General features: G+C 60.7%; 12 protein-coding genes. 6 read left to right on the plus strand and 6 right to left on the minus strand.

Going from position 1 to position 13,449, the window contains the following annotated elements; translation table 11 throughout:
• Nucleotides 1-4 precede the first annotated feature (4 nt).
• Nucleotides 5-922: a hypothetical protein gene (locus QY325_07975; protein WKZ67852.1), complete on the minus strand. Its 918-nt coding sequence runs from the start codon at nucleotides 920-922 to the stop codon at nucleotides 5-7.
• A complete protein-coding gene (locus QY325_07980; protein ID WKZ67853.1) occupies nucleotides 922-4,452 on the minus strand; it encodes a methylmalonyl-CoA mutase family protein in 3,531 nt (1,176 codons plus the stop codon). Before QY325_07980 ends, QY325_07975 begins: the two co-directional genes overlap by 1 nt.
• A gap of 440 nt (nucleotides 4,453-4,892) precedes the next feature.
• Between QY325_07980 and QY325_07985 the strand changes: the two genes are divergently transcribed.
• Nucleotides 4,893-5,621: a hypothetical protein gene (locus tag QY325_07985; protein WKZ67854.1), complete on the plus strand. Its 729-nt coding sequence runs from the start codon at nucleotides 4,893-4,895 to the stop codon at nucleotides 5,619-5,621.
• Entirely contained in the window at nucleotides 5,600-6,415 is an 816-nt protein-coding gene (locus QY325_07990) for a hypothetical protein (GenBank protein ID WKZ67855.1), read from the plus strand. Before QY325_07985 ends, QY325_07990 begins: the two co-directional genes overlap by 22 nt.
• On the opposite strand, the gene QY325_07995 is transcribed toward QY325_07990, so the two are convergent.
• Nucleotides 6,410-6,625: a hypothetical protein gene (locus tag QY325_07995; GenBank protein WKZ67856.1), complete on the minus strand. Its 216-nt coding sequence runs from the start codon at nucleotides 6,623-6,625 to the stop codon at nucleotides 6,410-6,412. The two genes, QY325_07990 and QY325_07995, sit on opposite strands and share 6 nt — an antisense overlap.
• A 106-nt stretch (nucleotides 6,626-6,731) precedes the next feature.
• On the opposite strand from QY325_07995, the gene QY325_08000 reads away from it, so the two are divergent.
• Together QY325_08000 and QY325_08005 are read left to right on the plus strand one after the other, a co-directional pair.
• Nucleotides 6,732-7,622 carry a T9SS type A sorting domain-containing protein gene (locus tag QY325_08000; GenBank protein WKZ67857.1) on the plus strand — a complete coding sequence of 297 codons (891 nt, stop codon included), beginning with the start codon at nucleotides 6,732-6,734 and terminating at the stop codon, nucleotides 7,620-7,622.
• Between the two features lie 67 nt (nucleotides 7,623-7,689).
• Nucleotides 7,690-8,574, plus strand: coding sequence for a T9SS type A sorting domain-containing protein (locus QY325_08005; protein ID WKZ67858.1), 885 nt, complete (start codon nucleotides 7,690-7,692; stop codon nucleotides 8,572-8,574).
• Nucleotide 8,575: 1 nt separating this feature from the next.
• Here QY325_08005 and QY325_08010 read toward each other — a convergent pair whose 3' ends face one another.
• Nucleotides 8,576-9,223, minus strand: coding sequence for an NAD-dependent epimerase/dehydratase family protein (locus QY325_08010; GenBank protein ID WKZ67859.1), 648 nt, complete (start codon nucleotides 9,221-9,223; stop codon nucleotides 8,576-8,578).
• Between the two features lie 28 nt (nucleotides 9,224-9,251).
• Here QY325_08010 and QY325_08015 point away from each other — a divergent pair, with 28 nt between their 5' ends.
• Both QY325_08015 and QY325_08020 read left to right on the plus strand, forming a co-directional pair.
• Nucleotides 9,252-10,838 carry a bifunctional GNAT family N-acetyltransferase/carbon-nitrogen hydrolase family protein gene (locus tag QY325_08015; protein WKZ67860.1) on the plus strand — a complete coding sequence of 529 codons (1,587 nt, stop codon included), beginning with the start codon at nucleotides 9,252-9,254 and terminating at the stop codon, nucleotides 10,836-10,838.
• 45 nt (nucleotides 10,839-10,883) lie between these two features.
• Nucleotides 10,884-12,131 (plus strand): hypothetical protein, encoded by a 1,248-nt coding sequence (locus tag QY325_08020; protein WKZ67861.1) that lies wholly within the window; start codon nucleotides 10,884-10,886, stop codon nucleotides 12,129-12,131.
• Between the two features lie 49 nt (nucleotides 12,132-12,180).
• Here the strand turns inward: QY325_08020 and QY325_08025 are convergent, their stop codons facing one another.
• Entirely contained in the window at nucleotides 12,181-12,765 is a 585-nt protein-coding gene (locus QY325_08025; protein ID WKZ67862.1) for a hypothetical protein, read from the minus strand.
• 32 nt (nucleotides 12,766-12,797) lie between these two features.
• The gene (locus tag QY325_08030; protein WKZ67863.1) at nucleotides 12,798-13,367 is read right to left on the minus strand and encodes a hypothetical protein; all 570 of its coding nucleotides are present in this window, start codon (nucleotides 13,365-13,367) and stop codon (nucleotides 12,798-12,800) included.
• Nucleotides 13,368-13,449 lie beyond the last annotated feature (82 nt).

Genomic DNA, 13,449 nt, shown 5'->3' on the forward strand with positions numbered 1-13,449 from the left:
TTGATCACACTACGATGTACCGCTCTTGCAAATACGTTAGCCACTTATCGAAATCGGGTGATGGCGAATGCTCCTGGCAGATATCAAGAAATCGTTCATAAGTAAGCGTCATGAACCTGCCGTCCGGTGCGGCTAGGAAGGACTTGTAGCCTGTGCAAGCGTCGTCCATGTGCTTATTGCCTTTCGGGAACAAGGTGAGCGAGGTAGCGTGGGCAAATCGCTCAGGATGCTTGAGCAGAATGCTCTCCGCGAGTAGGTGGTTCCGCCAGATCTGCCGGTAATCGTCTGTGATCACCTGTGTTTCGCATCCCGGCTTGAATATCCCACAGGCAGCCATGACCTTGAAGTAAATAGAGGCTCGGTCATTCACAGTTCGCTCTTCCGTGGAGCCATGCTTCAATTTGTAGGCGCGTTCGGTGTACTTCACCTCAATCCCGATAAGCCCCCGCCGACCTTCCTTATCAGTGCTTTCGGTATATGCATCGAAAGATGTACCATCATTCAAATACTCTGAACGTGGCGACGGCGCAAACTCGATGCGAATCGGATCGACAGTGCTCAAGGGTTCTCCAAGCAAGTCTGAGAAAACCTGCAGGCGATACTTATCGTCCAAGTTCAGGGGCCAGAGCATGTTCAACGGAATGTGCTCGCTCCGAAGCATGTTCCCATAGACCTTCTCGCTCGTTATCGGATAACGCTTCCTAGCGGCTTCCAAGATGCCTAACTCGGGATAGAAGTTGCATCCTGCATCCGCGTCGCATGGCGTTAGGAAGTTGCCGTAGTTCTTCGTCTTACTCCATCCGTGTGGCAATTTCAACCGCTCTGCACGGAATCTTGATTGATGAAGGCGCGCCTTCTTCAGGAATTCGGACTTATCGAGTCCGTCATCCCCGCTGTATTGTGGTCCGATACCGTAACTCATCACATATTCCTTCTGTACTGTCCGCCGACTTCGAACATGGCCGCAGTGAGTTGACCGAGACTACAGTACTTGGTGGCTTCCATCAACACTTCGAACATGTTCTCATTCTTGATCGCAGCTTGCTGGAGGTCTTTGATGGCTTTGGCCGCCTCATCCGCATAAGCAGTTCGGAGATTCTCGACGGTCGCTATCTGGGCTTCTTTCTCCTCTTCCGTAGCTCTGATGACCTCTTTCGGCAAGATCGTCGGTGATCCTTTGCTCGACAGGAAGGTATTCACCCCGATGATGGGATACTCACCCGTGTGCTTCAAGGTCTCGTAGTACAAGCTTTCCTCCTGGATGCGGCTGCGCTGGTACATCGTTTCCATCGCACCCAAGACCCCACCACGTTCCGTGATCCGATCGAACTCCGTCAACACCGCTTCCTCGACGAGATCCGTCAATTCTTCGATGATGAAGCTGCCCTGCAACGGGTTCTCGTTCTTGGCCAGGCCGAGCTCGCGGTTGATGATGAGCTGGATGGCCATGGCGCGGCGCACGCTTTCCTCGGTGGGCGTGGTGATGGCCTCGTCGTAGGCGTTGGTGTGCAGGCTGTTGCAGTTGTCGTAGATGGCGTACAGCGCCTGCAACGTGGTGCGGATGTCGTTGAAGTCGATCTCCTGCGCGTGCAGGCTGCGGCCGCTGGTCTGGATGTGGTACTTGAGCATCTGGCTGCGCTCGTCGGCGCCGTAGCGGTGCTTGAGCGCCTTGGCCCAGAGGCGACGCGCCACGCGGCCCATCACGGCGTACTCGGGGTCCATCCCGTTGCTGAAGAAGAAGCTCAGGTTGGGCGCGAAGGCGTTGATGTCCATGCCCCGGCTGAGGTAGTACTCCACGTAGGTGAAGCCGTTGGCCAGCGTGAACGCGAGCTGCGAAATGGGGTTGGCGCCGGCCTCCGCGATGTGGTAGCCGCTGATGCTGACGCTGTAGAAGTTGCGGACCTTTTGGTCGATGAAGTACTGCTGAACGTCGCCCATCAAACGCAGCGCGAACTCGGTGCTGAAGATGCAGGTGTTCTGCGCCTGGTCCTCTTTGAGGATGTCGGCCTGCACGGTGCCGCGGACGCTCTGCAGGGTCTCCGCCTTGATCTTCTCGTAGACGTCTTTCGGGAGGACTTGGTCGCCGGTGATGCCGAGCAACAACAATCCTAGGCCATCATTGCCCGCAGGTATTTCTCCGTGGTAGCGCGGTCGAGGTGAATGGTGAATGGGAGTTGGTGAATGGGAAGAGCCCTTCCCTCCATTCGCCATTGACCATTCGCCATTCGCCTTCTCCAACTTCTCCCAGCGCTCCTTGATCTTCTTCTCCACCTCGGCCTCCAACCCGTGCTCACGGATGTACTTCTCACAGTTCTGGTCGATCGCGGCGTTCATGAAGAAGCCGAGGAGCATGGGCGCGGGACCGTTGATGGTCATGCTCACGCTGGTGTTGGGCGCGGTGAGGTCGAAGCCGCTGTAGAGCTTCTTGGCATCGTCCAGGCAGCAGATGCTCACACCGCTGTTGCCCACCTTGCCGTAGATGTCGGGCCTGCGACCGGGATCGTGGCCGTAGAGCGTCACGCTGTCGAACGCGGTGCTGAGGCGCTTGGCGGGCATGCCCTGGCTCACGTAGTGGAAGCGCTTGTTGGTGCGCTCCGGACCGCCCTCGCCGGCGAACATGCGCGCGGGGTCCTCGCCCTGGCGCTTGAAGGGATAGATGCCCGCGGTGTAGGGGTACGACCCCGGGGTGTTCTCCTGCATGGCCCAGCGCACCTTGTCGCCCCAGCTGCGGAACTTGGGCAGCGCCACCTTCGGGATCTTCAGGTGACTGAGGCTCTCGGTGTGGTTGGGCACCTTGATCTCCTTGCCGCGGACGGAGTAGGTGTAGAATTCACCGGAGTATTTCTCCTCCTCCTTCTTCCAGTTCTGGAGCATGGACCAGAGGTGGGGGTCGAGGTCTTTGCGGATGTCCTCGAACTTCTTCACCAGCTCAGTAACGAGTGGTGAGTGGCGAGTGGCGAGTGTGCCGTCGGAGGCAGCACTCGCCACTCGCGACTCGTCACTCACCACTCCGTGAAGGACGTCAGGCCCGCCGAGCGTGAGGATCGATGAGTACAGACCATAGAGTTGGTCCGCAATACGTGCCTGTTTCGTCACCCGATCATCATACCTCCGGTTGTTCTCGCTGATCTCGCTGAGGTAGCGGCTCTTGGCGGGGGGAATGATCCACACCTTCTCGCTCATCTCGTCCATCCCGTGGAAGGTGCTCTTGAAGTCCACGCCGGTCTTCTCGGCGATCTTGGTCATCAAGCGGGCGTAGAGCGTGTTGGTGCCGGGATCGTTGAACTGGCTGGCGATGGTGCCCACCACGGGGAGCGTGTCATCGTCGGCGTCCCACAGCTGGTGGTTGCGCTTATACTGCTTCTTCACGTCGCGCAGGGCATCGAGGGCGCCGCGCTTGTCGAACTTGTTGATGGCCACCACGTCGGCGAAGTCGAGCATGTCGATCTTCTCCAGCTGCGTGGCCGCGCCGAACTCCGGCGTCATGATGTAGAGGCTCACATCGCTGTGGTCCAGGATCTCGGTATCGCTCTGGCCGATGCCGCTCGTCTCCAGGATGATCAGGTCGAAGCCCGCGGCCTTCAGCACGCTCACGGCCTCCTTCACGTGCTTGCTGAGGGCCAGGTTGCTCTGGCGCGTGGCGAGGCTGCGCATGTATACACGCTCGCCGCGGATGCTGTTCATGCGGATGCGGTCGCCCAGCAGCGCGCCGCCGGTCTTGCGCTTGCTCGGGTCCACGCTGATCACGCCGATGGTCTTGCCTTGGTCCGGGCTTGACCCGGACTGGTCCAGGATGAAGCGGCGGATGAGCTCGTCCACCATGGACGATTTACCCGCGCCGCCCGTACCCGTGATGCCCAGCACGGGAGCCTTGTTCGCCTCGGCCTGCTTGTGGATCTCGTCGGCGATCTTGGCGAACACCTCGGGATGGTTCTCGGCCGTGCTGATCAACTTGGCGATGGCCGGCCAGTTCTGCGGCGTCAGCTTCTTCGCCTCGCCGTTCACCTTATCGCTCAGGTCGAAGTCGGCCTTCTCCAGCATGTCGTTGATCATGCCCTGCAGGCCCATCGCGCGACCGTCATCCGGATGGTACAGGCGCGTGATGCCGTACGCGTGCAGCTCCTCGATCTCGCTGGGCAGGATCGTCCCGCCGCCACCGCCGAAGATCTTGATGTGCCCCGCGCCCTTCTCCTTCAGCAGGTCGAACATGTACTTGAAGTACTCCACGTGCCCGCCCTGGTAGCTGGTCATGGCAATGGCGTGGGCATCCTCCTGGATCGCGGTGTTCACCACGTCCTCCACGCTGCGGTCGTGCCCCAGGTGGATCACCTCGGCGCCGGTGCTCTGGATGATCCGCCGCATGATGTTGATGGCGGCATCGTGGCCGTCGAACAACGAGGCGGCGGTGACCACGCGGATCTTGTTCTTGGGCTGGTAGGGAGGAGCTTGCACGAACGTTGACATGTACGGAGGCCGCAAGTGAGGTACGCGGCTTGCCGCGAAGGTACCGGTCCAAGTTCGATCGGTAAACGTTTGGGCGTGCCCCTTCCCCCGGATGCCACTCCGGGGCTCAGGGTCCGGCTCTTCGCTGTACTCCTCCCCCTCGCCCCCCTCGAATCCGCTCCGCTGCGCTCTGGGCCCCCGGGTGCGGGGTGCCGCTGCGATCCGTCACGCGGATCCCCGGACTACAAAGCGCTTCGGTACATTAGCCACACTACCAATGACAAGAAACATGGCAATAGCGATCAGCGGCGCGGTCATCGTAGAAAACGGCAGCCGTATAAAGTACCGGCAGAAGTGCGATAAGTGCGGCCATTCCCCTAGTACGGTCATCGCTATTGGAGCACCCACGGGTGCCAACAAGCTCACGACATCATTCAAATGCCCCAAGTGTGGAAACCAGCAGCGCTTTGAGATCGCCGGTCGTTGAACCGCAAGCCAGGACCTATTCCGCTTGGCTCGAAGTGGAGATAGGTCTTGATACCAGTTCGATAGCGCTATCATGGCGACAGCGGAAGCAACTATTCGAGGACAGGATCGAGGCCTGCCTTCAAGGGCTAGAGCGCGCCACCCCAGGAATCCGGGCCAAGCTTGAAGTGCATCCTGCCCGGCCATTCGCTTTCACGGGCGCGCTCAGCGTAGAGGATATCCGTGCGATATGGCACCTGCCTGAGCTGCGCATGCTTTCCGACCGCGATGCTCAAGAGCTACCTGTGCCCGATGATGCTGGTCGCCTGCCCTACGCCGTGGAGGTGCTCCAGCATGTCCAAGCGGAAGAGAGCACGGTCGTCGATCAAGAGCGCATGGTCGTGATCGTCCACGCGACCGATGAGGATGAGGCTAAGCGCATCGCGCTGGCTGAATGCAGCACCATGCCCGCACACTTCATGGGTGGTGACTACCGCATCCACCGCCGCTGGTGGACCGCTGAGCGCGCCATCCTCAACACCCTCTACGACGAGCGCACGCGTCACGGAGAAGCGATCGTCGTTGATCAGTGGAGCCAATCGAAGCTGAAAGACCAACTGAATTGGCGGCCAGATGCCAGCGTTGAACACGTGGCGTATGGAAGCCCGAAACAACGGCCGAGTACATGGGAATGGATGATCGCAGCGCCTTGATCGAAGCACTCAGATTCAGCTATGAATCTGAGTATTGCCGTAGCGGTGCACCAGATTGGGCTTTCCAAGGTGTCGCACCAGCGATTCCATACATCGGTGAGCGCTTCCTTGAATCTCCTATAAAGGCATTGATCTATGCCAGTGCGGAGAATCTCGCCAGTGACACTGGGCATCTAGAAGGACTTCGTACGCAAGATGTGAGGCAGCAAATGGTACGCTCATATGGACTGAAGCCACGGGCGAATCAAGACCAGAACGTGCATATCGAGCCCATCAACAATGGTGCGCTGCTCAAGGTGGCTCGCCATATTCTGTCCTACCACCCGAGCGATGAAGCGCTCTTAAAGCATTCATCGAAGTTTTTTCTTGAACAAGTAGCGGTCGCTAATCCAGGCAAGTTCAGCATCGACCCATCGAAGCACAAACAGAAGGTTAACCTGGACTACGCAAGGGACTGGAAGAAATTCAAGGACCAGATCGCCTACGTTCAGGCAGACTTGGAGCACCTAACACCTCATTGGCTGATCCTTCCAGCAACTATCCATCGCTCACTCGTTCGAGCCGGGCTGAAGTCTGCTCTTGAACGCATTCCAACCATCGTATCCATCCAACAAGTTCAACAACGAGCTATCGTCCGGAAGCATGGGAATAGAGTTCCCAAAGACGACACCATAGAGTTGCCCGGTGGGTACGGAGACTGGAAGGCCCCTCACTATTCCAACACATACATCCGTTGGATGATTGAGAATGCTGGCAGATTCGCCATGCAAGAGAAAGGCCGAATAACTCTATAGCGCAATGTTAACTACATCCTCCACGCCGCGGTCGTGCCCCAGAGCCTGCCCCGGCCTTGAGCCGGGGTGGATCACCTCGGCGCCGGTGCTCTGGATGATCCGCCGCATGATGTTGATGGCGGCATCGTGGCCATCGAACAACGAGGCGGCAGTGACGACACGGATCTTGTGTTTCGGGACGTAGGGCGGGGCTTGGACGAAGGTGGACATGCGTGAACGCCGGAGGACTGATCGCGGCTTGCCGCGAAGGTACCGGTGGAACACCGTTCCTCAAATCATCAGTAGAAGGCCACGGGAGTAGGCGTAGGTTAGTCATATGCAAGTACGCAACGCCCTCCTCTCCGGTTTCCTGCCTGCCACTCTTTCTGCGCAGAACTGGTGCGCACCCGGTGCGACTTGGAATTACGCCACGCAAGCCTCTTGGGGCGAGGGATGCTATGAGCACTTGTACGTCGGCGCCACGTTGCTAGGTGGGGTTATCGGTCAGAACATCTTCACAGCATCGAACTTCTACTACGTGGACCTTGGGGCCGTGGTGTATGAGCCCCCTCATTACTACATCACTACGCGATGGCAGGACGATATCGCATGGTGGTGGGTGCCGGACCTCATGGACTGGGACACCTTGTACAATTTCGGCGCGGTACCAGGGGACAAATGGCTCCCTCCGAACTTCGTGGGCCTGTGCCCGCCCTACGAGTGGATCGAGGTTGTCGATACCGGATCCGTCCTCGTCTCGGGTGTCTCGCTGCACTACCTCGACATCATGCAGGCCGGTACGGAGGACACCGTGTACAGCCGCATCACCGAACGGTTCGGCTGGGAGTGGGAGATCAACATTTGGCCACCGTGCGTGGGCCCACCCGAGATCATCTCGGGCCTGATCTCTTATAGCGACGATGAGATCAGTTGGACGAACCCCGCGTGGACCGAAGGGTGCTTCGGTGTTGTTGGTATCGAGGAGCAAAGCAGTTCGGGGATCCGCCTCTTCCCCAACCCCGGCAACACCCAATTCACCCTAGACCTCCCAGCCGGCCCGCACACCATCACCCTCTTCGATGCCACGGGCCGCCTAGTGCTGCAGCAACGCACCACCGACACCCGGCCGGTGGTCGGCACGGAAGTGCTGCCCGCAGGGCTTTACCGCATCAGTGTGAGCGATGAATGCGGCATGGTGACGGGCGCGATGTGGGTGAAAGCGGACTAATGGCTGATGGGACTGCACAGGCAGCATTCCATCCAACCACCCCGTCTCCTGCCTACATTCGCTCATCATGCGCGCTGCACTCTTCTCCCTGGCCCTACTGCCCGTGCTTGCCGCCGCACAGAGCTGGTGCCCGCCGGGGGCCAGGTGGACCTTCCGTTACTTGGACCAAGCCTTCGGAGGCGGACAAGGCGTGACCCGTGTGGTCTACGAAGGAGACACGCTGGTCGGTGGTTTCACTGCCCAGAAGCTGCGAGAGACGGATGTGACCGCTCCGTGGGGCTCGACCAACTACGCATCATCCACGTACTCGGCCCCCATACTGACCAGATCCGCCGATGGCATCGTGTATGTCTGGGACGGGAGCAATGCCTTCGATACCTTGATGTGGTTCAGCGCCGCGCCCGCTCAGTACTGGGCAAGCCCTGGCTTGGACAACGACCCCTACAACCGGATCACCGTCCTCGATACCTCCACCGTCGTGATCGGGGGTACGCCGTTGCGACAACTCATCGTGCAACGCGGTGACTGGGATTGGATGCCTCCTGACACGCTGCGGGAGCGCATCGGCTTCCACTTCAACTATTTGAACGGATGGTCGTGGTTTCTCACCGACCAGCCTTGGAGCGGGCTCATGTGCTACAGCGATCAGAGTATCGACTTTGTGGTACCGGGTATTACGGACTGCGGCTTCACGCTAAGCGTGAACGAGCTTTCATCGGAGGATCACCTCGGGATGTTCCCCAACCCCGGCACCACCCACTTCACCCTTGACCTCCCACCCGGCCCGCACACCCTCACCATCTTCGATGCTACAGGCCACATGGTCCTGCAACAGCGCACCTCCGATGCCCGGCCGGTGATTGCCACGGAAGCGCTGCCCGCCGGGCTGTACCGCATCACCGTGCGCGATGAACAGGGAGCAGTGGCGAGTGCGACGTGGGTGAAGGAATAGGCTAGCCCTTCGCCAGCGCCTTGATGTCCTTCACCTCCACCACGTTCTTCGGATAGCCCTTCTCGACGGCGTGGATCATGGCCAAGCCCACCTGCTTCATGCTGCAGGTCACCCAGGGCATCACCAGACCGAAGACCGGTACTAGTGCGCGCATCCACCACTTCGGGTTCTTCATGCCGGGGCTCAACGTCATGATGCCCGGACGGAAGTTGAACTGCTGCCGGAACCCGAGCCGCGAAAGTTCGTTCTCGGTGCGTCCCTTCACCCGCGCCCACATCAGGCGTCCTTTCTCCGTGCTGTCCGTGCCGCTGCCGGAAACGTAGATGAAGGTGGCCTGGGGTGAACCCGCGCGCACGGCCTTCGCGAAGGCCATGGTGGTATCGTAGGTGGCGCGCGTGTAGTCCGCCTCGTTCATGCCCACCGAACTGATGCCCGCGCAGAAGAAGCAGCCATCGTAGCCGATGAACCGGTCCTTCACCGATTCCAACTTGAGGAAATCGGGCACCAGCAGCTCGGTCAACTTCGCATGGCTGCGACCGCAGCTCCGGCGTCCAACCACGAGCACTTCCTCCACGACGGAGTTCCCGAGGCATTCGAGCAGCACCCCTTCACCCACATAACCGGTGGCACCAGTAAGGATGATCTTCATTCCCATGGGACGAAGGTACCTTTGAGGTATGCCCAAGGATATCCGCATCCGCCTGCGCCACTTGAAGCTCGAGGATTTCCAGAACCTGCGCGAGGCCATGGTGCAGGCCTATCCGGACATGGCCGGCGCCATCTGGCGGGAGGACCACATCCGCACCCTCATCGCCCGCTTCCCCGAAGGGCAGTTCTGCGTCACGGTGAACGGCAAGGTGGTGGCTTCCGCGCTATCCATCATCGTCGACTATGACCTCTATGGTGACAACCATACCTACCGCCAGATCACGGGGAACTACACGTTCAGCACCCACGACCCGTCGGGCGATGTGCTTTACGGCATCGATGTGTTCGTGCACCCCGAGTACCGCGGCATGCGACTGGCGCGGCGGCTGTACGAGGCCCGGAAGGTGCTGTGCGAGCGCCTCAACCTGAAGGCGATCGTCGCGGGCGGGCGTATCCCCAACTACGCCAAGTACGCGGATGAGCTGAGTCCGCGGGCCTACATCGAGAAAGTGCGCCTCAAGGAGATCTACGACCCTACCCTCTCCTTTCAGCTCAGCAACGATTTCCACGTGCTGAAGGTGATGAAGGGCTATCTGGAGGGCGACAGCAGCTCACGTGAGTATGCCACCCTCCTCGAATGGAACAACATCTACCATGACCAGCGGCCCAAGATCGCCGGCCGGGCCAATGAGGTGGTGCGGCTGGGACTGGTGCAATGGCAGATGAGGCCCATGACCAACCTCGGCGCCCTATGCGACCAGGTGGAGTTCTTCGTGGATGCCATCAGCAGCTACCAGGCGGATTTCTGCCTCTTCCCGGAGCTCTTCAATGCACCCCTGCTCGCCGAGTTCAACGACCTCGACGAGGCCTCGGCCATGCGCGGACTGGCGCGGTACACCGAACCGCTGCGCGACAAGTTCATCGACTACGCCATCCGGTACAATGTGAACATCATCACCGGCTCCATGCCCCTGCTTGATGGAGACCACCTGAAGAACGTGGGCTACCTCTGCCGGCGCGATGGAACCTGGGAGAAGTTCGAGAAGGTGCACATCACCCCGAACGAGGTGCAGTATTGGGGCATGACGGGCGGCGATGAGGTGAGGGTCTTCGATACGGATTGCGGCAAGGTGGGCATCCTCATCTGCTACGATGTGGAGTTCCCCGAACTCTCGCGCCTGCTGGCCCTGCAGGGCATGCAGATCCTCTTCGTGCCCTTCCTCACCGACACGCAGAACGGGTATATGCGCGTGCGACGGTGTGCGCAGGCCCGCGCCATCGAGAACGAGTGCTACGTGGCCATCGCCGGCAGCGTGGGCAACCTGCCGAAGGTGGAGAACATGGACATCCAGTTCGCCCAGAGCGCCGTGTTCACCCCCAGCGATTTCGCCTTCCCCACCAACGGCATCAAGAGCGAGGCCACCCCGAACACGGAGATGACCCTCATCGTGGATGTGGACCGCGACCTGCTGAAGGAGCTCAATGCCCATGGCAGCGTGCGCATCATGCGCGACCGCCGCACTGATCTCTACGACCTGAAGCTGCTGAAGAACCCACCGGCGATCGCAAGACCCGGCAAGGATGACCGTTCAATTCGGTCCGGTATCAGAAAGTAGTCAGCCCATCGTTACTTGCTCCATCCGATCGCATTGAGCGTTCACATGATCCGATCGGTACTCTTCTGCCTGTTCTGGCTGACGGTGAAGTTCAGTACGTTGGCCTGCACCGCCTTCAAGGTCTCCCACGAGAGCCGCACCTTCATCGGCTGCAACGAGGATTCGTGGAGCATCAACGCCAACGTGCGTTTCGAGCAGGGCCGGGATGGCGGCTACGGCACCCTCTACTTCGCGAACTACAACGGCCACCCCACGCGCGCCATGGCCGACCAGCTGGGCATGAACGAGGCCGGGCTGGCGTTCGATATCCTGATCGTGGAATACGGACCGGTGAAGCGGCGCACCAATATGCCCACGGTGGAGACCCCCGATGCCATCCGCCACATCATGCGCAGCTGCGCCACGGTGAAGGAGGTGGAAGCCTACCTGCGCACCGTGAACACGGGGCCGGCAGTCGGTCAGCTCTTCTTCTGCGATGCGCAAGGCGCTTACCTGGTGCTGGAGCCGGATACGCTATTCACCGGCAACGACCCGTGGTTCGCGCTCGGCAACTGGCGCATGAGCCGGTGCAGCGATCCCGGCACCATTCCGATCGCGCGCCTCCAGGCCGGCCGGCAGGTGCTGATGAACGGGGGCGGCACATCCTGGGAAGGCGCGGAGAACGTCCTCTACACCATGACCGCGTGCCGATCGAAGATGGGGGAAGGCACTCTGTACAGCGTGCTGTTCGATCCTGCCGAAAAGAGGGCCCACCTCTACTTCTACCACGACTTCAGCGAGCGTGTCACCTTCGACCTGAAGGAGGAACTGGCCAAGGGCGACCGTCGCGTGGACATGGCCTCGCTCTTCGGGCCGCGTCCCGAATATGATCGGCTGAAAAGCCACCTCACGCCCTTCCACCAGCGTTGGCTGTTCTGGGCCTTGCTGGCAATGGCCGCTGTGGCGGTCATTGTGGGCGCGGTGAACCTGGTGCAGCTCATCGGCCGAAGCGTGGCCAAGGTCCGAGGGCGGAGCGCCCGTTCGCTGATCACGCCCATCCTTTCAGGACTTGCCAACGCGACGGTGATCGGCCTGATCGGCGTGCTGCTGATGCAGGAAGGGGTGTACTACTTCGGGCTGGGCAGCGTGCTATCCGCGCTTGCGTGGGTACCGCTCCTCTTCATCACACTCAGCGGTCTTCACTTGTGGCGGACGAAGAGAACCAACGAGGCGGCGTGGCTGCGCATTGCGGCGATCATGATCATCTCGCCGATGACTGCCGCGCTCGCCTGCTGGGGCATGCTGCTTCCATGAGGAACACCGTTCCAAGGGCGCAGCAGCACTCAAGCGGCCGGACCCTTGGCTACCCTGCCCTGCGGAACACCAGCCCCAGCCATCCACGGTCCACGCGGATCTCCTGCAGCACGCCGTCGCGGTACACGTAGTGGTTCTTCTCCTTGTTGGGAAGCCGCAGGATGTACTCGCCCGGCGCGATGCGCTCCACGGGGCACTCGGACAGCTCGCTCTCCACGAAGACGCTGTCCTGGCCAAGCGGCTCCTCATAGTATAGCCGAGTGGTGGTCCACGGATTGGCCGGCAGCGCCGCGCTGTACACCTTGTCAGGGTGCACCACATAGAGCCCGCGCCCTCCGATGGCGCGGAGTGCGCTGCTGTCCCTCAGGGTCGCGCCATCCCGCACGATGGTATGGCAGCCGGTCACCCGCCCATCCACGTAGAGCGTGCGCACCACCGTGTTCACCTCGCGCTTCCACAGGAAGGTGAAGTTGGAGCGTGATGTCATCGAGTAGGTCACGCTATCGCCCCGGGCCACGCGCAGCACGTTGATGGTACCCAGTTTCTTCCCGTTATGCAGGATGTGGAAGAAGCCATCCTGGGCCGTGCATGCGCCGGCCACGAGGAGCAGGCAAACGGAAAGCACGCGCATCATCGGCGGGGAGGCGAGCTAAATATAGGCGTCCGCTACCGAATGCCCTCGTCGGGGAACACGAATCGGCTGGGGCCGCCCAAGGGATCCTTCTCCTCCTTCGGCTTGGCGAATACACGCTGCGAAAGGACCAGCGCGAGCACGCCGATCAGCGCCGTGAGCGCGCTTCCTGCGATGAGCCACGGATCGCCCTGGCCCTTGGCCACGGCCTTCAAGGCGCCCAACAGGCCCGATGCACCCAGCAGGTTGCCCCAGCCCACCCACTCGATCACCTGGCCCTGCCAACGGTAGATGCTCCAGCCCACGAGCAAGGAGGCGATGGGCACCAGGCTCAGGTAGGCCGTGGCCTGATCCATGCGGATCGCATCCTGCAGCACGGGCCGCAGCACGCGCACGGCTGCCGATGCGGCGATTGCCGCCATCAGGGCCATGTGCACGGTGCGGTACCGCTCGCGCGCCTGCTGCGATGGCCTGTAGCGCAGCAGTTCCGCGATCCGCTTCGGCCTGGCTTCGGGATGCTCCATCACCAGGGTCTCGAATACGGCCTGCTTGGACATGCCGAAGCCCAGCAGCTCCTTCGCCTTCGCTCGGATGGCCTTGCTCATGGATGCGGCGAAGGTCGGTGGCAGAAGCCTGCACGGGCCGCCGCCGGTTGAGCGCGGCGGCCGTTCATCCATGCTCCGAGGG

Source organism: Flavobacteriales bacterium (assembly GCA_030584065.1).
GTDB lineage: Bacteria > Bacteroidota > Bacteroidia > Flavobacteriales_F > PHOS-HE28 > PHOS-HE28.